This is a genomic window from Pseudomonas imrae (assembly GCF_046352735.2).
Lineage (GTDB): Bacteria > Pseudomonadota > Gammaproteobacteria > Pseudomonadales > Pseudomonadaceae > Aquipseudomonas > Aquipseudomonas imrae.
The window spans coordinates 824,470-846,349 of record NZ_CP110853.2; the positions used below are offsets into that span (position 1 = coordinate 824,470).

18 protein-coding genes are annotated in these 21,880 nt (G+C 57.8%); 8 read left to right on the plus strand and 10 right to left on the minus strand.

All coding sequences use genetic code 11. From position 1 onward, the window contains the following. Positions 1 to 97 precede the first annotated feature (97 nt). From OQ460_RS03615 to OQ460_RS03625, 3 genes are all read right to left on the minus strand, one after another. The gene (locus OQ460_RS03615) at positions 98 to 1,153 is read right to left on the minus strand and encodes a hypothetical protein (RefSeq protein ID WP_410020536.1); all 1,056 of its coding nucleotides are present in this window, start codon (positions 1,151 to 1,153) and stop codon (positions 98 to 100) included. 96 nt (positions 1,154 to 1,249) lie between these two features. Beyond that, positions 1,250 to 1,630: a RidA family protein gene (locus tag OQ460_RS03620; protein WP_410020537.1), complete on the minus strand. Its 381-nt coding sequence runs from the start codon at positions 1,628 to 1,630 to the stop codon at positions 1,250 to 1,252. Positions 1,631 to 1,657: 27 nt separating this feature from the next. Beyond that, on the minus strand, positions 1,658 to 2,794 hold the full coding sequence (locus OQ460_RS03625; protein ID WP_410020538.1) for an NAD(P)/FAD-dependent oxidoreductase: 1,137 nt from the start codon (positions 2,792 to 2,794) through the stop codon (positions 1,658 to 1,660). 181 nt (positions 2,795 to 2,975) lie between these two features. Here OQ460_RS03625 and OQ460_RS03630 point away from each other — a divergent pair, with 181 nt between their 5' ends. Then, positions 2,976 to 3,590 carry a helix-turn-helix domain-containing protein gene (locus OQ460_RS03630; RefSeq protein ID WP_410020539.1) on the plus strand — a complete coding sequence of 205 codons (615 nt, stop codon included), beginning with the start codon at positions 2,976 to 2,978 and terminating at the stop codon, positions 3,588 to 3,590. A 20-nt stretch (positions 3,591 to 3,610) separates the two neighbouring features. Here OQ460_RS03630 and OQ460_RS03635 read toward each other — a convergent pair whose 3' ends face one another. Further along, a complete protein-coding gene (locus OQ460_RS03635) occupies positions 3,611 to 4,039 on the minus strand; it encodes a helix-turn-helix domain-containing protein (RefSeq protein WP_410020540.1) in 429 nt (142 codons plus the stop codon). 80 nt (positions 4,040 to 4,119) lie between these two features. Between OQ460_RS03635 and OQ460_RS03640 the strand changes: the two genes are divergently transcribed. After that, on the plus strand, positions 4,120 to 4,614 hold the full coding sequence (locus OQ460_RS03640) for a DUF2938 domain-containing protein (RefSeq protein ID WP_410020541.1): 495 nt from the start codon (positions 4,120 to 4,122) through the stop codon (positions 4,612 to 4,614). 9 nt (positions 4,615 to 4,623) lie between these two features. Here OQ460_RS03640 and OQ460_RS03645 read toward each other — a convergent pair whose 3' ends face one another. From OQ460_RS03645 to OQ460_RS03655, 3 genes are all read right to left on the minus strand, one after another. Further along, positions 4,624 to 6,114, minus strand: coding sequence for an MFS transporter (locus OQ460_RS03645; RefSeq protein ID WP_410020542.1), 1,491 nt, complete (start codon positions 6,112 to 6,114; stop codon positions 4,624 to 4,626). Positions 6,115 to 6,301: 187 nt separating this feature from the next. Then, entirely contained in the window at positions 6,302 to 6,940 is a 639-nt protein-coding gene (locus OQ460_RS03650; protein ID WP_410020543.1) for an FMN-dependent NADH-azoreductase, read from the minus strand. After that, entirely contained in the window at positions 6,937 to 7,383 is a 447-nt protein-coding gene (locus OQ460_RS03655) for a GNAT family N-acetyltransferase (RefSeq protein WP_410020544.1), read from the minus strand. The genes OQ460_RS03650 and OQ460_RS03655 overlap by 4 nt, the downstream gene beginning before the upstream one ends. An 87-nt stretch (positions 7,384 to 7,470) precedes the next feature. On the opposite strand from OQ460_RS03655, the gene OQ460_RS03660 reads away from it, so the two are divergent. Continuing rightward, positions 7,471 to 8,880 (plus strand): PLP-dependent aminotransferase family protein, encoded by a 1,410-nt coding sequence (locus tag OQ460_RS03660; RefSeq protein WP_410020545.1) that lies wholly within the window; start codon positions 7,471 to 7,473, stop codon positions 8,878 to 8,880. Between the two features lie 208 nt (positions 8,881 to 9,088). On the opposite strand, the gene OQ460_RS03665 is transcribed toward OQ460_RS03660, so the two are convergent. The 3 genes from OQ460_RS03665 to OQ460_RS03675 form a co-directional block, all read right to left on the minus strand. After that, the gene (locus OQ460_RS03665) at positions 9,089 to 11,269 is read right to left on the minus strand and encodes a TonB-dependent siderophore receptor (protein WP_410020546.1); all 2,181 of its coding nucleotides are present in this window, start codon (positions 11,267 to 11,269) and stop codon (positions 9,089 to 9,091) included. Positions 11,270 to 11,445: 176 nt separating this feature from the next. Then, the gene (locus OQ460_RS03670) at positions 11,446 to 12,243 is read right to left on the minus strand and encodes a 2OG-Fe(II) oxygenase (protein ID WP_410020547.1); all 798 of its coding nucleotides are present in this window, start codon (positions 12,241 to 12,243) and stop codon (positions 11,446 to 11,448) included. A gap of 65 nt (positions 12,244 to 12,308) precedes the next feature. Beyond that, a complete protein-coding gene (locus OQ460_RS03675; protein ID WP_410020548.1) occupies positions 12,309 to 13,118 on the minus strand; it encodes a glycosyltransferase in 810 nt (269 codons plus the stop codon). 393 nt (positions 13,119 to 13,511) lie between these two features. Between OQ460_RS03675 and OQ460_RS03680 the strand changes: the two genes are divergently transcribed. Genes OQ460_RS03680 through OQ460_RS03700 form a run of 5 tightly spaced genes read left to right on the plus strand, consistent with a single transcriptional unit; the run spans position 13,512 to position 20,396 of the window. Beyond that, positions 13,512 to 15,212 (plus strand): hypothetical protein, encoded by a 1,701-nt coding sequence (locus OQ460_RS03680; protein ID WP_410020549.1) that lies wholly within the window; start codon positions 13,512 to 13,514, stop codon positions 15,210 to 15,212. Then, positions 15,209 to 15,814: a hypothetical protein gene (locus OQ460_RS03685; protein ID WP_410020550.1), complete on the plus strand. Its 606-nt coding sequence runs from the start codon at positions 15,209 to 15,211 to the stop codon at positions 15,812 to 15,814. The genes OQ460_RS03680 and OQ460_RS03685 overlap by 4 nt, the downstream gene beginning before the upstream one ends. A gap of 13 nt (positions 15,815 to 15,827) precedes the next feature. Then, positions 15,828 to 17,228, plus strand: coding sequence for a UDP-N-acetylmuramoyl-tripeptide--D-alanyl-D-alanine ligase (locus tag OQ460_RS03690; protein ID WP_410020551.1), 1,401 nt, complete (start codon positions 15,828 to 15,830; stop codon positions 17,226 to 17,228). A 7-nt stretch (positions 17,229 to 17,235) separates the two neighbouring features. Next, positions 17,236 to 18,357: a hypothetical protein gene (locus OQ460_RS03695; RefSeq protein ID WP_410020552.1), complete on the plus strand. Its 1,122-nt coding sequence runs from the start codon at positions 17,236 to 17,238 to the stop codon at positions 18,355 to 18,357. Between the two features lie 38 nt (positions 18,358 to 18,395). Then, a complete protein-coding gene (locus OQ460_RS03700) occupies positions 18,396 to 20,396 on the plus strand; it encodes a serine hydrolase (RefSeq protein WP_410020553.1) in 2,001 nt (666 codons plus the stop codon). Positions 20,397 to 21,880 lie beyond the last annotated feature (1,484 nt).

The following is a 21,880-nucleotide window of genomic DNA, read 5'->3' on the forward strand; positions in this document are numbered from 1 at the left end:
GAGAGTAAAGAAAAGTTGAGCCATAACGATAATGCTCCTTTATCGTCGATTGGAATGCCGCACTGATTTTTGAACTCGGCACGGCGATGTCGCCCGCTCAAGCCTGGGCCAGGCGTCCTGCGCGTAGCCAGCCCACGACTACCGCGCCGATCAGCAAAAAGCCCAGGTAGCCGAAGAATGGATAGACCTGGCCCACCAGGCTGACAAACCCCGCCAGGCTGCCGATGAAAGCCAGCACGCCAGCGGCCGCCGAACCGATGCGAAATTTACGGGTGCCTGCCGGCAACATTCGGGCCGAGAAGGAGTACAAGGTCCCGACGGCGGTGTTGACGATCATCAGGAAAATGATCACGGCCATCAACAGGCCGAGGACCGGCGAAACCTCCGTAGCGATGGACAGCATAGGCATCGGCAAATCCGCCACGCTGTCCAGGCGCGACAGCAGTCCCAGGCTCATCACCAGCATCAGCAGTCCCAGCAGCGTGCCTCCCAGGATACCCCCCCACATGGCCTGCTTCTCGGATTTCGCGGCGCCGCCCATGATCGCCAGAAACGGCACCCCGGCCACGATGTTGTAAGACACGTACAACAATGCTCCCAGCAGCCAATGGCTGGCGCCGGCTTCTTGCTGGCTGGCCAGTTGATCGAGTTCACCGAAACCCAACCCCCGGGTGGCGACGCCATACAGCGCCACTGCTACCGCCATCAGGATCAACAGCGGAGTGACGGCGCCGATCATGGCGATAACCCGCTGTACATCCAGGCACACGATGGCGACCACGATCAGGGTCACCGCCGCGCTGCCGAGCATGGAGGGGATGGCGAACTGTTGTTCCAGCACGGCACCGCCACCGGCCAGCATGACCACGGTTACTGCAAACATGAAAAAGGTGATCATCAGGTCGACGAAGGCGCCCAGGTAACGCCCGCACAATGCATACACGACGTCCTTATGGGACTTTGCCCGCAGCCGGCTGCCCATGCCTGCCAATGCCATCCCGAGAAAGATGAAGAGCGCGGCGCTGACTACCGCCCCGAGCAATCCCCATACGCCGAAAACGACGAACATCTGCATCAGCTCCCGGCCGGAAGCGAACCCAGCACCGACAATCACACCGACAAATGCGCCGGCTATTTTCAGACTTTCCTTCATGACGATTTCCCTCGAATTGTTTTTGTTAGGGCTTGTGGGGAAGACCACTGTCCATGGCCGTCCCGGGGCATCGCACTGGCAGACAGCAGAAGTGGATCAGTGGGCGCCAACCCACGCTTGAACTTCGATTTCTACATCGACGCCCAGGGCCAACTGGCTGCCGCCGACGGTTGAGCGCACCGGAAAACCGTTCTGGAAGTAGCGCTTGTACACCTCGTTGAAACCGGCGAAATGTTGCATGTCCGTCAGCCACACCGTGGCCTTCACCACTTGGTCAAAACCCACGCCGCATTCGGCCAGGGTTTCGCCGATGCGCGCCATGGCGGCCTCGGTCTGCTCGCGGATATCACCGAGCACCACCTCGCCCAGAGGGTTCATGGGGACCTGCCCTGAAAGAAACAAAAAATCGCCGACCCGAATGGCCTTGGAGAACGGATAGGGCAGGTGGCTGGGGTAGCGCTGAAAGTGTTCGGTCATGGCATGGAACCTCGTTGGGATGAATGATTAACGCAAGCGACCAGGTGCCAGGCGTTGTGGCTCGACGCCTTGGCGACGCAGTGATTCGGGCAGGGGCTGATCGAGCAATTGCGCGCAGGCCAGTTGCGATACGCCGGCCGCCGACTGAATGCCATAGCCACCCTGTGCCGCCAGCCAGAAGAAGCCTTCGCGCTGATTGTCCCAGCCGACCACCAGGTCGCCGTCGGCGACGAACGAGCGCAGACCGGCCCAGCTGTGGCGTGGGCGGCGGATGGTCAGGGAGGTGGCTGCCTCGATGTGGTAGATCCCGGTGGCGATGTCCAGCTCTTCGGGCATCACGTCCTGTGGCGGGACAGGATCGGTGTTGGCCGGTGAGCCGAGCAATTGGCCGGCGTCTGGCTTGAAATAAAAGCTTTCGTCGATGCCGATCACTGCCGGCCAGCGTGCGAAATCCATCCCCTCGGGTCCGTCGAAGGTAAAGGCTGTACGTCGGCAGGGCTGCAACCCGATGGGTTTCACGCCGCATTGCTGTGCCACCTGGTCGGCCCAGGCGCCTGCGGCATTTACCAGATTGCGCGCGCGCAACTGGCGGCCGTCGGCCAGGGTCAGGTGCCAGTGGCCACTTGAGCGAGTGGCGCCGCTCAGTTGCGCATCGCACTGCAGCACCCCGCCGGCACGGCGCATGGCCCGTAAAAATCCCTGGTGCAGCGCATGCACGTCCAGGTCGCGCGCATCGGTTTCAAGCATCGCTGCGACGGCTGCCTCTGGGCGCAGGCAGGGTACCAGCGCGAGGGCGTGCTCGGTATCGATCAATGAAACATTGCCAGCTTGTGCGTGGCTGAGGTCGAAAGTCTGTTTCAGCAGGTCCTGCTGCTCCTCGCCCGCGATGTACAGGCAGCCGCGAGGCTCAAGCAGCGCATGCTCGGTGAAGCCATTTGGCGGTTGTTCATAGAAGTCCCGGCTGGCACGGGTCAACGCCTGGATCTGCGGTGTGCCATAGGTTTCCATGAACATCGCGGCGGAGCGCCCGGTGGCGTGATAGCCCGGCTGGCTCTCGCGCTCGAGCACCACGACGCTGGTTTGCCCGGCCAAGCGATAGGCCAGGGAGGCCCCCGCAATGCCGCCGCCGATGATGGCGAAATCGAAACATTCGCTGTCGTGCATGCCCAAGTAACTCCTCTCTCTGGGGATGGGAAGAAATGATTCTTCCCTTGTTTTTATAATTCTCAGATAAGAGAAATGTAAGATATGAGAATTTGCCAGTCAACCTATTCTCTTGAGGTATTATTCCCGGCCATGCCTTGGCCCCAGATCCTGGCACCGTTTTGTACGACAGAGAGTCTGCATGAGTTCCGACCAAGCCTCGGGTTCTACGCCCCATTCCTTGATAGACCGCGCACAAGTGGGCGCGCGCCTGCGGTTGATTCGCAAGAGTCAGAAATTGACGCTCAAGCAGCTGTCTGAGCGTTCAGGCGTGGCGCTGTCGACCTTGTCGAAGATGGAGCTGGCGCAGGTGTCGGTAAGTTATGAAAAACTCGCGGCCGCAGCTCGGGCCCTGAGTGTGGATATTGCCCAGCTTTTCAGCCCGGCCCGGGCGGGCGTCAATCTGGTACAGCCCACGGTGGTCAGCACCGCCATTGACGGTGCGGCGGGTTACAGCACGGGTAACTATGAATATCACCCGATGGCGGGGGATTTCCCCGGACGCAGCATGACGCCCATGTATGCGCGGATCTGCGCGCGCGCGCTGGATCAGTTCGAAGATTACATCCGGCACCCGGGGCAAGAGTTCGCTGTGGTCCTGTCAGGGCGCGTGCGCATTCAATTCGAAACAGGCGAATCCCTGAGCATTGGCTGCCGGGAAACCGCCTATTTCAACAGCGCGATCGGTCATATTTATCTGGCCGAAGGCGAGGAAGGCTGCGACGCTGAAGTGATGGTAGTGATGTCCGAGTACTGACATCGAGAGGCGGTCGGTACTCAAGTTCGCCCCGGCGCAGCCACCAAATGCCGCCCGCGCTTCAAGATCCCCGCCGCGGCAGCCTTGAGTAATCGGCGAAAGTTCGGGCATTCAGCGTGGTTCGCTGCTGGGCATGTGGCTGTGTGCCGCAGGCCCCGACTCATTGCCTGGAGTTGTTTGATGGTCGCATCAATCTCGTCGGCCTTGGCCAGCAGCACGTCTCTATCCACCACAGCCCCGCCTTTGGGGCAAAGCATCACCCCTATCTCCTCCAGCGAGAGACCTCCCGCTTGGCCGAGCGCGATGATTGCCAGTTGCTCCAGCACTGTAGACGCATACTGGCGGCGGGCTCCGGGCGGGCTGACGGATGCGATCAACCCTTTCTTCTCGTAGAAACGCAGGGTGTGGGCCGCAAGCCCGGTGCGTTTGACGACCTCAGTGATATCCATTTTCAGACCATTGACTTGAAGTTGACTTCAACTTTTATCATACCCCGGAAGTTAAACGGGTCTATTGATAAGAGGTAGGTATGACTTTTTTGCAGGTGGCCACACAGGTTTTTCTATTGGGCGTCGGCGCTACCGTCGTCATGGATATGTGGATGTTTTTCAGGAAGGCATTAGGCGCCCCGACGCTGAGTTTTGCTTTTGTCGGGCGTTGGGTAGGCCATGCGTGCCAAGGTACGTTCGCACATCCCAGTATTGGCCAAGCGACACCAGTGCGTTTTGAAGTGGCCCTGGGCTGGATTGCGCACTACGCCACGGGCGTTGTTTTCGCGGCGTTGCTGGTGTGCATCCAGGGTGTTGCCTGGCTGCGGGAGCCCTCCTTCCTGCCGGCTTTTGCTGTGGGCGTCGCGACGGTGGCCGTCCCGCTGTTTGTTATACAACCGGCCATGGGCGCAGGTTTTGCTTCGTCCAGAACGCCGACGCCTGGCATGAATTGCATGCGCAGTTTGATCAGTCATGGCGTTTTTGGTGTGGGCCTCTACCTGTCTGCCGTGATGATTGCCTCGGTTTTGCAGTGAGCGGGTTGTTCACTCAGGTGCGGTTTTCGAGCGCAGCCGAGCCACGCGCAGTGCAGTAAAAATTGCGAGAGCCGGGGCGAGCGCGAATATTCCAAACAACCAGCCCGCGGCACTTGCCATGCCCGTGATGCCGCCGGGATCCGTGAGCCCGGCAATGTTCGCCACCATGCCCGCCAGAGCGGCACCGAGCGCGGTAGCGAACAACTGCACGGTCGTAATCGATGCAGCCGCCAAATCCTGCTCGCCAGCCGGCGCGACCTGGAATATACGGGTCAGCAGGTGCGGCCAAGCCAGTCCAATGCCAAGACCGATGGCGCCGAGTGCAAGGCAGATCGGCGTGATTGTCAGCCAGCTGCCTGCGCTTTCGATTCGAATCAAAACGGCAAGCGCCGCCATGCCGGCTGACCCAAGGATCGGGCCAGTCAGGATCGCACGACTGATGCCCTTGCCGCTGGCGCCGGAACTTGCGATGGACCCCAGCGTCCAGCCCGCAGCCATGAGCGCTGCGAGATAGCCGGCGGCGAGTGGGGATTGATGGTGGAGGACTTGAAGGAATAGCGGCACAAATATTTCGCCGCTGGTAACGGCGACTGCAAGTAACGACATCGTTGCATACAGCGTTCCCAATGCTGATGTGATTTTGAATGCACTGGCTGGCAGCAGCCTGTGGCGAGCGTGGCTTTCGGTGATTATCAGCAGCGCCGTCAGAATAGCGGCTGCGGCAAGCCCCGCGATGTTCCAGAGGAAGATTGGCGAGACGCTGCCTGCCGAAACGGCGAGCACTGCCGATGTCAGGAACACCAGTTGGGCAAGTGGCAGCGGTGAGCTTTGCGCCCGTTCAGCGATGCGCTTTGGCAGCACCAGCGCAGCCAGCAGGGCAAACAATGCTGCGACCGGAATCAGCGACCAAAAAGCCGCCCGCCATACCCCAAGCTCGGCAAAGACGCCGCCGACAGCAGGACCGACCAATGTTGCGACCCCCCACATGCCGGAGACCAGCGCCATCGCGCGCGGCCACAACGCCTCACTGAACACCAGGCGGATCATCGCGTAGGAGAGCGCGAACAGAAATCCGCCGCCCAGCCCCTGGATCAGGCGACCGGCCAGCAGGATCGACATGGAGGGAGCAAACGCACAGATGAGTGCGCCGATCGCAAACACCAGTGTGGCGATGATGTAGGCGTTGCGTGGTCCCGCGCCGATCAGCAGCCTGGCCGACAATGCCGAACCGAGGATGGACGCTGCGACAAACAGCGTGGTGTTCCAGGCATAGTAGTCAATGCCGCCGATGTCGCGGACCACTGACGGCAGAATCGTGGTTGCAATGTAGACGTTGATTGCATGTAGCACCACGCCCCCCGCCAGCGCGAGCGAGCGCACGCCATTGGAACCAGACAGCAGGGCTGTCCAACGGGTATCTGAAGAATGACCCTCGAGAGGTATCTGCCCCTCTGGCACCGATTGCGGATATTGATCAGATGAAGCGTGATGCTTACTCATGTGGGCTCCACTTTGAGATTGCGCGCAGTCGCGAATGAGGCTTCCCAGGGCAAACTGGCATCCTTTATAAAACCTCAGGTAAACATGAGGTCAAGAGGGGAGGGGATCGATGTGCAGTGGCCACTTTCAGTCGGCGAACAGGCCAGCCGATGTGGCGTCACCGTGCATTGAAGGCAGCGTCTGACAGTTATGCAGTGGGCATTGATCGTTGGGGCAGCAGATGTTTGAACAGTGGTTCCTGTGCCAGGCGGGCACGGTTTTGCTGGACGGTCGTTTGTACAGCCTCCTCACCGAACACCAATCCCTGAAGGTAAGTGAAGTGCGGGTCGTGCAGCCCGAGGGTGCTGAGTACCTGGCACAGGTAAGGCGTCAGGAAATCCGGTTGCCGTGCCGACTGGCCCTGGTGAAAACCACCGGAACCGACCAGCACGTACACCGCACGGTTGCTCAACAGACCGGTCTTGCCGTCCGGGCCTGAACTGAATGTGCGGTGGATACGCAGGACGTAGTCGATCCAGAGTTTGAGCGCGGCGGGCAGTGTGAAGTTGTGCATCGGGGTCGCGATGATCAGCATGTCGCACTGTTCCAGTTCGCTGATCAGCGCTTCGGAGACGCCGAACTCGGGTGAGTTGAACGGTGTGGTGGTCGCCAAGGCACGGGCGTAGTCCATACCGAGCGGTGGCAGCGGATGTGTGCCCAGGTCGCGCTCGACCAGTTCGAGTCTTGGGTACTTGTGTCGCAGTGACGCTACTAACTCCAGTGCCAACTGATTCGCATGGGAAACCTGGCCATTCGGGCTGGCATTGATCAGCAAAACATTGTTCATACTTGACTCTCTACCCGAAGGTCCTGGATGAAATGCATGCCACGGGCCAACAACCCCTGGCGAAAATAGAAGCGCTGGGCCAATGGCATATGCAGGCCGGTATCCAACACCAAGTGATCGCAATGGCACTGCTCGGCCTCCTGGCGAACCGCCGCCAACAATTGCCCCCCCAGGCCGCTGCGTTGCAGCTCGGGCCTGACCACCAGATCATCGACGTAGATGAAACGTCCGTAGAGCAGGTTTTCCAGTTCGCGGTAGCCGGCCAGGCCGGCCATGTAGTCACCGTCCCACGCCGCCAGCAAACGATAACCCTGCTCAGTCTGGCGAGCCAGTTGCGCTGCATAACTGGCCGGGTTGGCAATGTGCGGCCGCAAAACGCGCATCAGGTCGAAACTGGCCTGGAAAGCCTGCTGATCTTCGAGGTGTTGAAGTGTGTAAGTCATGTCCATCATCCGCTCTATAGATATAGCTGACCTTAGGCGGGTATTGGCATAATCTACAGGGCCGAAAAATGCATAAATGGCTGGGCCATGATTCATCCCTTCAAGCCTGATCGCAGCCACTCTGTGCCGATCTATCGTCAGATCTATGAGCGCTTTCGTGAGTCCATTGCCGACGGCCGCTTGCGGCCGGGCGACCGAGTGCCTGCGGTTCGCGCTTTGGCAGCGCAGTTGAACCTGGCCCGTGGCACTGTGGAAGCGGCTTATCAGTTACTGATGGGGGAGGGCTACTTGATCGCACGCGGAGCCGCCGGGACAGTGGTTTCGCCGCAACTGGTCGTCGTTTCTTCGCCCGTCCTTGACGACCCGGTTGCTTCGCCGGGGTACCAGTACAACCATTGCGGGGCACTTCCACTCGGCCTGCAGATGGGGCTGCCCGCGCTCGATGCCTTCCCCCGCAAACTCTGGACAAAACTGGCGGGCCGACAGCTGCGCCAGGCCGGCCTCGAAGGGCTCGTCTACCCGGATCCGCGAGGCCATGCTCCCTTGCGTGCGGCCATTGCCACTTACCTGGGGATTTCACGGGGCATTGCGTGCCACCCGGAGCAGGTGTTCGTGTGCGCGGGTTATCGCGCGTGCCTGGACCTGATCAGCCGCACATTGATGCGCCAGGGCGATGCCTGCTGGCTGGAAGAGCCCGGTTACTTCATGGCCAGGAATGCCCTGTTGGAAGCCGGTTTGCAGTTGGTGCCGGTTCCAGTGGATGAGCAGGGGCTGGACGTCGCGCAAGGCATCGCCCGTTCCCCGGATGCTCGCTTCGCAGTGGTCACGCCGACCCACCAGAGCCCGCTGGGCATGTCGCTGTCACTGCCGCGTCGGTTGGCACTGCTGGATTGGGCAAACCGCCGAGGTAGCTGGATCATCGAGGATGATTACGACAGCGAATACCGCTATCAGGGTCGGCCCTTGCCTGCTCTCAAGAGCCTCGACCTGCAAGGCCGAGTGCTCTATACCGGGACCTTCAGCAAGGTACTGTTTCCAGGCCTGCGCCTGGCCTATCTGGTTGTGCCGGCCGAGCAGGGCGACGCGTTCGCCCGTCAGGCAGATCGCCTGCACAACCATTGCCCGCAGCTGCTTCAGGCGACTGTCAGTGTATTTCTCTATGAAGGGCACTTCGCGCGGCATTTAAAGAAAATGCGAAGCCTTTACGCACGCCGCCGGCAGTGGCTGCTCGACGCTCTGCAGCAACATCTGGGCGAGCGTATGTTGATCAACCTGCAAGCGGGAGGCATGCACCTGGTCGCGGGGCTTCGCGAAGGCGATGATGTTGAGCTCGCTCAGCGTGCCCGGGCTGTTGGCATCGCCGTCGAACCGCTGTCGCAGTGGTACCTGGAAGCCGAACCCAAGTGCGGCCTGTTGCTTGGCTTCACGAACATTGCCAGTGCTGAGCAGGCTTGGACGATGGCGGGTCGATTGGCACAAGTTATTCGAGGCTCTTAGAGTCGCTGATACCGGTCCGTCGATAGACGAAGATCTGCTTGCGAAGTAAAAACACATCGTGGAATCGAGCATTAAAAAATACTGCGTTGACGGCTAGGGTGAAGGGGGGCTCATTGTTTCACTGCAAGCACAGCATTTTTTAATGCTCGACTACCCCCACAACACGGTCGCTATCAGTCAAATGCGACTGTCCCTGTGCCTGGGCAACTCAGAAACTGTACTTGGCAGTCAGCATCATGTTGCGCGGGCTGCCGTAGTTGTCACCACCATAGCTCACGGAATTAGAGATGGACGAGTAGTACGTGCGGTCGAAGATATTGTTGGCGTTGAGCTGCAGGTCCAGGTGCGGGTTGACCTGGTAGCCGGCCATCAGGTCTGTGACAGCGTACCCGCCCTGCTGGAGGCGGTATTTACTGCCATCAGCCAGCGCTATGTCGTTGTACATGCGGCTCTGCCAAGAGACGTTGCCACCTACGCGCAGTTTTTCCAGGGGGCCCTGGAACTGGTAGCGGGTGGTCAGCTTGAACAGATGCTCAGGAGTGTCAGTGTCGAACTGCTTGTTCACCTTCTGCGGGTTGGCGGCATCCTTGACGGTGTGGGTACGCGCGTAGGTATAACCACCGCCTACCTGCCAATTTTCGGTCAAGGCGCCTTGCAGTTCGAAGTCGATACCCTGGCTGCGGATCTCGCCGGAAGCTTCATAGCAGTCTGTTTGTAGGCAGCTTGGATTTTTGGGCAGCTTCACGGCGCGGTTTTCCTGGTCTACGCGAAACAACGCTACGCTCGCATTCAGTGCTCCATCAAGGTATGCGCCCTTGATTCCGACTTCGTAGTTCTTGCCGACGATCGGCTTGACCGGGTTGCCGGTGAGATCCTTGGAGGTCTGTGGCGTGAAGATGTCGCTGTAGCTGACGTAGACCGAGTGATGATCGTCGAGGTCGTAGATCAAGCCTGCGTAGCGGGTGAGGTTGCGGGTGACCTTGTAGTCGCCGTCGCCATCACGGTTGTCGTAGTCGTACCAGTCCAGGCGGCCGCCGAGGATCAGCTTCAACGGATCGGCCAGGCTCAGGCGTGTGGTGACGTACACGCCATCCTGAGTGGTGACTTCGCGCTTGTTGTTGGTATGCACGAAGTCCGGTTTGCCCGCATTGATCGGCCAGTTGGCGTCGTACGGGTTGTAGTTGTGGGTGGTCATGTCGTAGATGCGCTTGCTGGCGCCCACCACCAGTTCATGCGTGCGCCCGAATGCCTCGAAGGGCCCGCTGGCAAAGGCGTCTACGCCAGCCTGGTTTTCATCGTAGCTGGCCTGGTAAACCGTGCGGGTCAGTGAGTTGTCGGCCTTGCGCGTTTGGTAAGAGCCGGAGAACAACGCGTTCTGTTCGGAGTAGTTGGCGTTGACCTGAAGATTCCAGTCATTGACCAGGCGCTGACGGAGTTCGGCGAATACCGTATTGATCTCCTGATCCTTGTTCTCCCAGTCACTGCCCGGATTGTAAGAGCGCGACAGGTTCAGGTGACGACCGTCCACGCCGACCATCGAAGAGCCCCAGAAGTAATTGGTCTTGTCCTTCTGATGGGAAAAGCCAAGGCTCAGGGTCGTGTCTTCGCTCAGGTCCGCTTCGGTGATCGCATAGAACAGACCGTGATCTTCCTCGGCCTTGTCGATGAAGCTGTTGGCGTCGCGGTAAGACGTCACGACCCGGCCACGCAAAGTGCCACTGTCGTTGAGCGGGCTGGAAGCATCGACCTCGCCACGGTAGTCATCCCAACTGCCAACGGCGCCGGTCAGAGTGACTTTCTGCTCGTCCAGCGGCCGCTTGCGTACCAGGTTGATGGCAGCCGAAGGGTTGCCTGCACCCGTCACCAGGCCGGTAGCGCCGCGCACGATCTCGACTCGATCAAACATTGCCAGGTTAGGCTGGGCGCCGACCGATACACCGTTGTAGCCAGACGGGATCGAGTCATACATCAGGTTGTCGACATCGAAGCCGCGCGCAGTATATTTCTGCCGGCCAGGCCCGCCGGAAAAGTTCAGGAACAACCCGGGGGTCGCGTTGACCACGTCGTTGATACTGGTCATGGCCTGATCATCCATGCGCTGGCGCGTAATGACAGTCACGGCTTGAGGGGTTTCCCGCATGGTCAGCGGGAGTTTGGTTGCCGTCGACATCGCGCCAGTGGTGTAGGAGTTGGAGCCTTCGGTAGTACTGCCCATATAGCTGCTGGTGATTTCGGTCGCGCCTAGTTCCAGGGTGCCTGATGGGAGGGGCTGTGTCGTGCCGCCGTTGTCATCGGCAAAGGCTGGAGCCGCGGTGGTCATGCAAATTGCCATGGCTAAAAGGTCGCGGGCAGGATTGAAATAACGCGGCGGTGTGGCACGAGTCGACATGGGCGGATCCTGAATTACTAGTGATTTCGAGAATGATTCGCAATTAGTATCTCAGGATTTGTCTGAACGATAAAGCTTGCAGCGGGGGCTTATAGAAAGCGGGAGGAGGGGCAAATCGATGCAGGCACCACTGGAGCTCCTCGGGAGCTCGGGCGGGCATGGTAAAAAATACGAACCTATTTGGTTTTGCGAAACTTGCGCAGGTAATACTTCAAGCTGAAGCGATCTTTGGGCCTGGGTTTGTAGTGGGTTTTATTCCTGTCTCCAGAAGGTAATTCAGTGGCAGTCGCGGTGTAGTAATAAAGAGCGATGGAGCGTCGAAAAACCCCGTCAGGCGTGGTCAACGGCTCGGGATGCCCATGATTGCTGTCCTTGTCTGTATTGAAGATGACGCACCGGTTGTATTCGGGCAGGACTCGTTTCAGGCAACGCTTCATCCCGGTATCCCACAACTCCAGGTGCCCACCGTATTCTTCGCGCCAGTCAATATTCAGATAAATGATCACATTGATCCTGCGCACCACATTCAGGCTTTTATTCAATCTGAAATCAGAATGCACTCCCAGGAATCCGCCGGTTTTCGTCTCATGCAGACCACCGCCCTGGAAATACGGATCGGGCATCAAGCCCTGAATACCCGAGAGCTTTTCAAGGAACTGCAGCATGGGCGCCGAATTGAACGCGTTAAAGATCTTGACCAGATGAGGGGCGCATTGATTTGGGTTGATTTGCCTTTTGTGGTGGCCTTTGTAGCCGCGCTCATACTGCATTTCGTGACGCGTCTGGTCCTCCGGAAACCCTGCGCGAATGCTCTCGATCAGGTCGTGCGCAAGGAAGTCGTCAATTACAACATGAGGAAAAGGCAAGGCCTGTGAATAGGTGTCGGCCAACGAACTGCCAAGCGCCGCCGAGGCCTCGTAATCAAACTGCAATTCAGGGTGCAAGGAAATGGGAAGCCTGGTATCTGCGGACATCGTTAATGATCTACCTGAAGATGGAAAACTGATATATGGCGCAGATCGCGCTGCCGTTATGCAGACTAGCTCCCATACCCACCGGCATTCAAACGCTGCAAGATGTCGTTGTACATCTTGGTCCTGCGATGATTGGCACCATAGCCACCTGCAGCTGATACCGTTCCGGATTGCATATGATCCAGGTATTGGAAAATCTTGCGTGGCGGCAGGAAGTCAATGGAGTACCCCATTTCCACCATGCGATCCTGTAGTGCATAGCCCGGTACGTCATTGCCCATCTGAAAGTTCAAACCATGCAGCTTTATAAGCTTGGCGTTCCACAGCGTACAAAAGCTTTTCAAATGCGCTTCTTTATAGGGCTTTGGGTCTTTGGTGCGCAGGCCAAAAGACCGCTTTGTACGTCTGAAATAGTGTTTGCACAGGCGCGAACTGAAGCGCCACGCCGTTCTGAGCAATCCCCTGTCGAGCTGTTCTACGCAGCCGACTGCGGCGATATTCGGATTACTCAGGCTGCGGTCGAGCATCATCGAAAATACAGTCTTGTCGAATACAAATGTATCGGTGTGCAGCAAGAATACATAGTCGGTGTGGATCTTTTCCAAGGCCAGGTCCAGTGCCCGTCCATGCGCTATATGGCCTGCCTCGGGCTGGGACGGGGGGCGTTCAATCAGATTGATCCAGTCCAATGACCGAAGATATTCAGTGCTCTCATCGGCAGAGTAGTTATCCACAACCCACACGGTGACGGGCTTGTTCTCGACATGCTGCTTGAGCAACTCGAGGCAGATCTTGGTGATGCCCAGCGTCTTATAATTGACTAGAACGATGCTGTAGCTTGGATGTTCTTTGGATAAAGGACTGGAGGTTCTCATACTCGATTACTCGGATTAATCAACTGCGGGCGTAAGTCGCACGCACGAAAAGACACCTGCAGTCCCTTGTCAGGCAAGTTTGCGCGTTTGGGTCACTATCTTGATGGGATCAGGCTATCGATCATGGTGTGAAAAAAACGTGAGGTATTTCGCAGAGAGTTTTACAACTCATTTCGAAAAGACCTACGACGCCAAACGAAAAAACACCCTGCCCTTGGCTGGCCTCGTGACGAGGTCCGCCACTCTCGAAGCACGCACCGGCAGTAAGCCATTACTTGGCTATACTCCCCAAGCCAACGCCCCGCACCCGTGTGGCGCCGCGCGAACGATTAGCCGTGCCGCCCCTTGTTGAGGGATGGAATTGCCCGTCGAGATGACTTCAATGAGGTGGACATGACTGATGATGTTGTTTCTGCACTGTTGCATCCGATCTATGTTCGTTTGCAGGAAACTGCTGTTCCCGCGGGAGGGGCGGGATCGGAGTACATCCTCTTTTTCTCCTATACCGATGGCCGCAACCGTGCGCGGGTTGAGACATTTCGCGGGCCGACCTTTGCCGATGCCTGGCACCGAGGGCTTGCACGGCTACGCAAGGTGGTGGCAAAGCATCCGGATATGATTCGTTGGCTGCGCGTGGATACCGTTGACGAAATGCGTCGAAGTAATTGGGCAGAGCTGAAGCGCCAGCTTACCGAGGTCAAGCGTAACTATTGCCGTCAGGGTATTTCCCTTGACCGCAATTGTCGTCATGCCTTCCTGGAGACCGAAATCAACGCCAATGCCATGTTCTATGGCGGCGTCGAATATCCTCATTGTGTGGTCAACGAAAAGAACTTCCGCCTTTACGCCAAGCTTCGCCATGGCCTTGGGGATGTGGACCTGAAAGACGCCACATTGGTCTGGATGTTTTCATCCCGTGGTTTTTTCCTCGACAAGGAAAGGCCCGATGAAGTGCACGAAATCGCAGGGCCGGGCAGGTCGGCGGGCTGTCGCATCGTCGAAGCGCTGGATGACGACCTACTGTCCAAGGTGATCAAAAGCAGCAGCACGTTTTTGACCGGGCAAGTGGGCGACGACGGCCGGTTCATTTATGGATGGCACCCCTGCTTTGACCGGGAAATCCAGGCCTACAACAGCCTTCGGCATGCCAGCACAACGTATGCAATGATCGAAGCGTGGGAGGTGACACAGGACGCTGCTCTGTGGGCCGCCATCGAGCGCTCGCTGGCCTGGCTCCTGCGGGAGGCAATCTGCACCGTAACCCTGCCTGACGGAACTGAAGCTGCATTTCTGGTTGATGTCGGCAATGAGATCAAGCTGGGTGCCAATGCCGTCGCGATTCTCGCCTTCACACAGCACGCGGTGGTGGGCGGCTGCATTGACCACCTGCCGTTGCTCGAAAAGCTGGCCCAGGGCGTCCTGCATATGCAGCAGAGCAAGGACGGATCATTCGTCCATGTACTGAACTATCCGGACCTCACTGTGAAAGAGGCCTTCCGTACGATTTATTACGAAGGGGAGGCGGCCTTTGGGTTGATGCGTCTGTACAGCCTGACTGGCGATGAACGCTGGCTGAGCGCCGTGGAAAAAGCCTTCGACCATTTTATCGCGAAGGAGCATTGGCGGCACAACGACCATTGGCTGAGCTACTGCGTCAATGAACTCACGCGTTATAGGCCGCAGGAACGCTACCTGCGCTTTGGCATCGAGAATGTGCGCGACCATCTCGATTTCGTCCTGAACCGGATCACCACTTTTCCGACCCTGCTGGAATTGATGATGGCCAGCGAGGCAATGCTGGCGCGGATCGAGGCCATGCCCGACATGCGCCATCTGCTCGGTGAGATCGATCTGTCCAAATTCCATCGGGCACTGCATTTCCGTGCCCGTTACCTCTTGAACGGCTATTTCTGGCCGGAACTGGCGATGTTCTACGCAAAGCCGCAGCGCATCGTCGGTTCGTTCTTCATTCGGCACCATGCCTTCCGGGTCCGCATCGACGATGTGGAGCATTACCTCTCCGGAATGGTGGCTTACCGAAGCAAGCTTATTGGAAATTCCAATCGCGTCAGGAAGGCGGAGGCTACAGTATGAAACCCGGTGATTACATGTTCGCTAAGCTCAAGGGTTTTTCAGCGGATGTTGACTTGTTGAGGAAGCATTTTCTTGAGGAGGTCACGAAAACCGAGCCCATCTTATACAAGGACAATAACGTTAAATATTATGGGTGGGCTGTCACCAGTCGCGATGGGAGCATCGACGATGGCGTCAAGAGAATATCGGGCAAGACCGCCAGCGTTCGCGGGGTGACGCCGACCAAGGTGTGCTCGGGGTATCTGCTTGAGGTGATGGACGGCCTGAGGGACGCAGGCGTCGCTCCCTACCGCGCGCGGATGATGCAACTGGAAAGCGAAGGCGAAGAAATGCCGTTCCATATTGACGCAACCAAGGAAACGTGGCGCCTTCATATACCGATCACGACCAACCCTGCCTGCTTCTTCGAATGGCAAAGGGATGACGGGACCATTGAGTCCGTACATCTTCCCGCTGACGGCTCGGCGTGGCTGGTTCGGGTCGATGTCCACCATCGCGCGGTCAATAAAAACACGGGAAGTGCGAGCAGGGTTCATCTGCTCATGGGGTGCGCCGAGGGTCTCAAGACCGACATGCTGTCAGAGCCATTTATCAAGATCTGAAGGAGTTCAAGGAATGAGCGCAACGCCTAGAGGTGCAGGTTGGTCGGCTGCGGAAATGGCGCAGTTGACCGGGGGGGAATGGCTTGTCGCACCCTCGGATGAGGGCTGGAGCACTACAGGTATATGCGCAGAGGCCACACAATTCGGGCCGGGCCAGATGCTTCTCGCGCCTGCCGGGGCTGCCGGTCTCAGGCCTATTGTCGTTGAGCGCCTGGCACCGCAGTCGCTCGGTATCATCGCCGAAGATGGCAGCGGATATGTCCGCTCTGGCTTGCCGGTGTTGAAGGTTCCCGATTTGCGCAAGACCGTGACAACCCTCGCAAAGGCCGCCCGTCTGGACTTTCAGGGGACTATCCTTGCCGTAACGGGCAGTGTCGGCAAAACGACTACGGTCGCAATGGCAGCACACGCGCTCGCCGGCATCGGTAAAAGCGACCGTAGCCGGACCTCCGCCAACTCCCCTTACGGGATCGGTTGGAACCTCGCATCGATGAGCCGGGATGCGCAATTCTGGGTCCAGGAAATGGCGATCGGCCGGATGGACATCTGCAGCGCTCTGGTCCAACCCGACGTTGCAATCGTGACGGCTATTGCTCCCGCCCATCTGGAAGACTTCAGCAACACTGACAATATCGCCAAGCTGAAAGCCAGGATCTATCAGGGCATGAAGCCCGGTGGGATAGCCGTCATCAACCGGGACATGCCGGAGTTTCATATATTCGAGGCGATCGCACTTGCCGCGCAGTTGCGGATCGTGAGTTTCGGCAGCACCGAGGATTGTGATGCAAGATTCCTCGAACTGGACGGCAACAGCGTTCGCGCAGTTGTTCTAGGCAAGACTCATGTTTTCGAGCTGGGCGCGCCGGGGCGCCATATGGCAATGAACGCCATCGCGGTACTCGCCTCTGTCGCTGCGCTCGGGCTCGATGTGGCTGTGGCTGCTCGGCAGTTCGCGAGTTTCAAACCCCTGACAGGCCGAGGCAAGCGCAGCAACGCCACCTTTGACGGCAAGCGGATCGAGGTTTGGGATGATTCCTATAATGCCAATCCAACATCCATGCGTGCTGCGCTCCAGACGATGCAGGCCTCGACCGCCATTGCGCCGTCATCTCGCCTCCTGGTGCTGGGCGATATGCTCGAGCTGGGCCCTGACGCACAGGGCATGCACCTGGGTATGGAAGGCGACATTCTGGCTGCAAGGCCGGACCGAATACTGTTTTGCGGTCCTCTGATGCAGGCTGTTGCCGAGCGGGTGCTGCGTGAGGGCAAGGGCGAGTGGTTTGCCGATGTCGAAGCCTTGGCGCCAGCGCTGAAATCATGGATTCATGACGGGGATGTAGTGCTCATCAAGGCCTCACACGGTACTCGTCTTGAAAAGATCGTGAAGATGTTATTGGAAGGAGCCGACAAGTGACGCAACCGTGGCGCTGCTGGAATCCGTCGCTCAGTTATTGAGCGGCACCAGCCTAATGCCTTTCCTTTCGTCCGTTCCTGACCGGCTGCTCGCGATCTATGCCGTTGCGGTTGCTATTGCGCTGGCTTCTGGGCTCGCCCTCGGTGCTGATCCGCTGCCCAGCCAAAAGGACGCAGCCGGTTATTGTCGAAATGAAAAGTCGCGCGTGCTGTCCGGGCTGGACCGCATTTATGTACGTGACGAGTTCCGGATCATCTATGCCACCCACGGGCAACATGCTCTTCCCAGCGGCGATGATCTCAATGAGAACGGTATTCCCGACCAGGTGGAAGATATCGCCACTCAGATGGTCACGGCGCGGCGCATTTATTCCCAGGCGATCGGCCTCAAGCATCCGCTGAGCATGCCGCGCTACGCCCGTGTGAAATCAGTCGATGTGTTTCTTCTCGATATGAAGAAGGGGAACGGATTGGCCTATGACGAGGCGATCAACTACCGGCTGGGCTTTGATGGGAACGATGGTCGATGCACCTTGCGGATCGACCTCAAGAATAGCCTTCCCAGGCAAAACGTATCGCCGGCACATGAGCTGTTTCACCTTTATCAATACGGCTATTCCATGTTCAAGGCGCGCTGGTTCCTGGAGGGAACCGCACGGTGGGTCGAATATGCCCTGAAACCCGGCGCCGGGCCGCAAACACCGCTGCCTACCACAGGGAAGGCCGTCCAGGCCCAGGTTTTCTCCCAGACATACCGAGCCAGTGGCTTGTGGAATCGCCTGGCCGCGATTACCGATCCGCCCGGACGCCTGCGCTTGCCCAAAGATCTTGCCGGGACGACCTATGTGGATGGAAGCGCCGTCATCCACGACGATCTTCTTCACGGCTCCGCTTTCATCCGGGCAACTTTCGAAGAGCTGGAAAACCTGAGCATCAGCGTCTCATCTCGCAATGGGTGGAGCAGATACAACTGGAAAGAAGCCGACCAGAAATCGCCTGCGCATAATGAAGAGATTTTTCACGCAGTTATGAGGGCCTTGCAGCAAAGCAGTTCGCCAGGCAGTTTCAAAGACCAAAGAGTCAAGAGTCTGATCGACATGGACACCCGGTTGTTTGCTCCGCAGAACTAACGAGGTCGTCGCCATATGAATATAAAGAGGAGTAGAGATTGGGCATTCTCACAAGATCGCTGGCCATATCCTGGAACAGGCTCTGGCGAGTCTTCAAATGGAAATGTCTCAAATACTGCTACAAGGTTACGGGGCGACCACGGGTTGCACTTCCGCATCTCCCAAACCAGCCCATCCTTGGCCCCTTCGAGAAACCTGAGCCGAAAGCCCTCAGTGTCATAACGGGCGATACCCCATTTCCGGCTGACGAAGCACTTCATGGAACAGTGGCCAGCGAAGCACTGTGTGCGCAAGTCCCCAATGGACTATGGGTCGAAGTCGAGGGCCAGGGCTATTGCATCAGATATTATGCATACGGCCTGGCGAGCCAGGATAACTCGCGGGTATTGGTCTATTTCGGTGGCGATGCCCTGCTTACGTCGTCCAAGGGTGTACGCCATATTTCAACGTCCTATCAGTCCCAGAGCCCGGCCAAGATCGAAGCGGCCACGGCCGAATGGTCCTGCGAGGCGAACGCCCCCGCCATCTTCCTTGCGCGTCCCGGTCTGTACGGCTCCTCGGGCAGTCATCTGATGCGGCGGCAACCGCTCGAGATTGCCCTGATGGATCAGGCACTCGATGGGTTGAAGCAGCAATACAATATCGGCGCCTTCATCCTGGCCGGACAGTCCGGCGGCGGCCTGATCGTGGCCGCGCTGCTCAGCCGGCGCGAGGACATCACGGCTGCCGTACTGGCCTCATCCCTGCTTTCGGTCAGGCAAGTAGCCGCTTACTGGGAATATCAGCGGGATATCCCGGCACGGCTCCACCAGGATTCCACGCGCTTTTACGATCCCCTCGATGATATTGAACGCATCCCCCAGGCGCCGGCGCCGATCATTTATGTGATCTCCGATCCCGAGGATCAGGTAGTCCCCTTCAACACGCAGTTGCGCTATGTGCGCCACCTGCGCAAAGCCAAACTCAAGCCGCAACATGTCTTCGCCCATGCGAAGGCGCCCGCACACCATGTCCTTACCGACCATGCGCGGCGCGCGGCCACGTTGATTGCCAAAGGCGCAACGCCGCAGGCGATTCGCACCCAGCTCAACAAGCTCGACCGGGAGCAAGCCTGCAACGAAAATGCGGCTGCGCGTCGTCCTTTCGAGCGGTATTCGCCTCCCGATATCGACGCGCCGAGCGCCATCAGCCTGAACGCTGCACAGGGCACAGAGAGTGAGCATGAACTGCTCTTCGACAAGGCTCCGGCCAAGCGGTTGCCGCCGGCTTCGCTGACGAAACTGATGACTGCGCTCGTCATGCTCGAACTGATGCCAAGGTTCGGAAAGTCTCTCACCGATTATCTGGACATCGATGAGACGGACGTCGTCGGAGAGTCCGGTACCAACGTCAAGCCAGGCGAGAAGATCACGTTTGGCGATGCGATCCTCAATCTGATGCTGCCGTCCTCCAACGTCACTGCAAACGCGATTGCACGTGCATTCGACCGCTTGCTTGTCGAGAGCGAGGACAGCCCGGGAGACAGCGCTTCAGAGCCGTTCGTTGCCCAGATGAATGCCCGGGCCGCACAGCTTGGAATGCACGATACGCAGTTCCAGAACCCGAGCGGGCAATCGGCACGCGGGCAATTGACGACCGCAGCCGATATGGCAAAGCTGATGCTGACAGCGCTGCAATATCCGCAAATCACAGAAAGCTGGGGCAAACCGAGCCATGTCATGCAGGTGCTTGGACCGACCTCCCGGCAACAAAAGATCACATCGACCCTCAAGGTCATCAGCGACTACGACGTCTTGGGCGGCAAGACAGGAACGCTCCTGCCCGGCTGTTACAACGTCGCGGTTGTGTCAGAGGCACCGAATGGCAGTCGCATCGTCACGGTGATACTGCGCGCGCCCAATCAAATGGCGCTGTATGCCGACCTGCGTTGCGTTCTTGATGCGGTGAAGCGTGGGAGGGACTGGTCGGCGGGAGGGGAGGAATGCACTGGACATGAGCCAGCGCCTGAATTGATGAACAACTGCCCTGCAGCGAAATAGCCCATGCGATAGCGGCACTCGGTGGGGGAGCCGGATTCTGATTTTCATAGATCAATCCAGAAACCTTCTTCGTAGCAAGCGCTTGCAGGTGATCTGTGGTATCTGGGACGAGGGTGTGGGAATACCAAAACCACTGGAACTCAAAGTTCGCTCACGGAAGCCAATGGCCTTGAGGTCCTTGATTTCGGGCACAAAAAAAGACGTTTGTGCCGGGGTAATCTGAACTGGCCTCCTATAGTATTGATTACTATATTTAAATTTATTTTTTTATTTTCATTGGAATACCAATTGGAATGCCCAACGAGCATATCCATGCTCTGACACGTCGCTCGTAATCGATTTTACGGCCTTGCTTCTCATCTATGATCAGGGGTGATCTTCCTGCCGCTCTCAGGACACAGGTGACGCTTGATAAGAGGCTGAAAGTGGTGAATGGCAAAAACCGGCCAGTTAGATGTGTCTAGAAAGTCAAGATCGTTAGAATTATATGGTGCCATTTTAGCGTAGGGAGTTTGGCCCCTAGGCTAAAATGACTCTCACGATAGCCTTTTCACTTCGGTACGCCCCAGCTTTATCAGCCAAGCTACTCAAGGCTTGGCTTACCTCACATACAGACTCGTAATCTACCTTCCGCTTGTGAGAACGGTAGAGGTAAAAAGCCGCTACTCCTATCGCGAAAATGGCAAGTGGGCCAAAGCTGTTCATATTCGTTTTTCCTATGACGGCTGATCCGTGACTGCTCGGCAGTAGTAAGTCCAAACCTTTCTAGGCTGGCCATCGGCATCGAGCTTTTCAGACGTCAACTGAAACACCTCGTTGTTGTAGACGTAGACCATGTCTTCACATGCCTCGCGTGTCGGGTACGGCGTACCCGCTTTTGAGTTTACTGTGTGGCATGGGGCACCGACGGCCATTGACGCGCAAACCACAGCGTTCATTAAAAATTGCATACCAACTTTTTCCTAGTTGACCTGATCGGAGAAATTCAACGCTCGAAGAACAGCACCCTTAACCTGGCTATCTGCTGCCCTGAACAACTCCAAAAGTCGCGATTCCTCCGAGTTGCTGGCTGCTGCTGACCTTCGCCCAGACAACACGTAGCAGCTATCCACGCCGATGCTGATCAGTCCTGCAAGCAACTCAGCCGTGCATTTCTGACGTCCAGAAACCACGTCTTTAAGACGTTGTGGACTAGGTTCACCTGCAGCTCGTGACGCGGCCGCGAGGCTAAGCCCGCTGCGGTCTATCTCTTGGCGCAATCTGATGGCGATCTCATCTATCACTGTGCCGGCATTCCTGCTTGATCTTAGCCTTAGATGGCAACTGGATAGCCATGGCGATTTCCCTTAACTCGACGCCTGGTCATCAGACCAGGCTTTGAATCCTGCCAACGCATCTACGTTGCGCCCAAGAAGGGTCATGTAGTTGTCTTCATTCCACTCAACCCAGTCCAACTTGTTTCCACAAGCGCAAGGTGCTGATTC

What these genes read in the sequence shown, in the direction of transcription:
- OQ460_RS03615 (WP_410020536.1), bottom strand. Translation starts at nt 1,153, where the DNA reads ATGAAGGAAAGTCTGAAAATAGCCGGCGCATTTGTCGGTGTGATTGTC.
- OQ460_RS03620 (WP_410020537.1), bottom strand. Translation starts at nt 1,630, where the DNA reads ATGACCGAACACTTTCAGCGCTACCCCAGCCACCTGCCCTATCCGTTC.
- OQ460_RS03625 (WP_410020538.1), bottom strand. Translation starts at nt 2,794, where the DNA reads ATGCACGACAGCGAATGTTTCGATTTCGCCATCATCGGCGGCGGCATT.
- OQ460_RS03630 (WP_410020539.1), top strand. Translation starts at nt 2,976, where the DNA reads ATGAGTTCCGACCAAGCCTCGGGTTCTACGCCCCATTCCTTGATAGAC.
- OQ460_RS03635 (WP_410020540.1), bottom strand. Translation starts at nt 4,039, where the DNA reads ATGGATATCACTGAGGTCGTCAAACGCACCGGGCTTGCGGCCCACACC.
- OQ460_RS03640 (WP_410020541.1), top strand. Translation starts at nt 4,120, where the DNA reads ATGACTTTTTTGCAGGTGGCCACACAGGTTTTTCTATTGGGCGTCGGC.
- OQ460_RS03645 (WP_410020542.1), bottom strand. Translation starts at nt 6,114, where the DNA reads ATGAGTAAGCATCACGCTTCATCTGATCAATATCCGCAATCGGTGCCA.
- OQ460_RS03650 (WP_410020543.1), bottom strand. Translation starts at nt 6,940, where the DNA reads ATGAACAATGTTTTGCTGATCAATGCCAGCCCGAATGGCCAGGTTTCC.
- OQ460_RS03655 (WP_410020544.1), bottom strand. Translation starts at nt 7,383, where the DNA reads ATGACTTACACACTTCAACACCTCGAAGATCAGCAGGCTTTCCAGGCC.
- OQ460_RS03660 (WP_410020545.1), top strand. Translation starts at nt 7,471, where the DNA reads ATGATTCATCCCTTCAAGCCTGATCGCAGCCACTCTGTGCCGATCTAT.
- OQ460_RS03665 (WP_410020546.1), bottom strand. Translation starts at nt 11,269, where the DNA reads ATGTCGACTCGTGCCACACCGCCGCGTTATTTCAATCCTGCCCGCGAC.
- OQ460_RS03670 (WP_410020547.1), bottom strand. Translation starts at nt 12,243, where the DNA reads ATGTCCGCAGATACCAGGCTTCCCATTTCCTTGCACCCTGAATTGCAG.
- OQ460_RS03675 (WP_410020548.1), bottom strand. Translation starts at nt 13,118, where the DNA reads ATGAGAACCTCCAGTCCTTTATCCAAAGAACATCCAAGCTACAGCATC.
- OQ460_RS03680 (WP_410020549.1), top strand. Translation starts at nt 13,512, where the DNA reads ATGACTGATGATGTTGTTTCTGCACTGTTGCATCCGATCTATGTTCGT.
- OQ460_RS03685 (WP_410020550.1), top strand. Translation starts at nt 15,209, where the DNA reads ATGAAACCCGGTGATTACATGTTCGCTAAGCTCAAGGGTTTTTCAGCG.
- OQ460_RS03690 (WP_410020551.1), top strand. Translation starts at nt 15,828, where the DNA reads ATGAGCGCAACGCCTAGAGGTGCAGGTTGGTCGGCTGCGGAAATGGCG.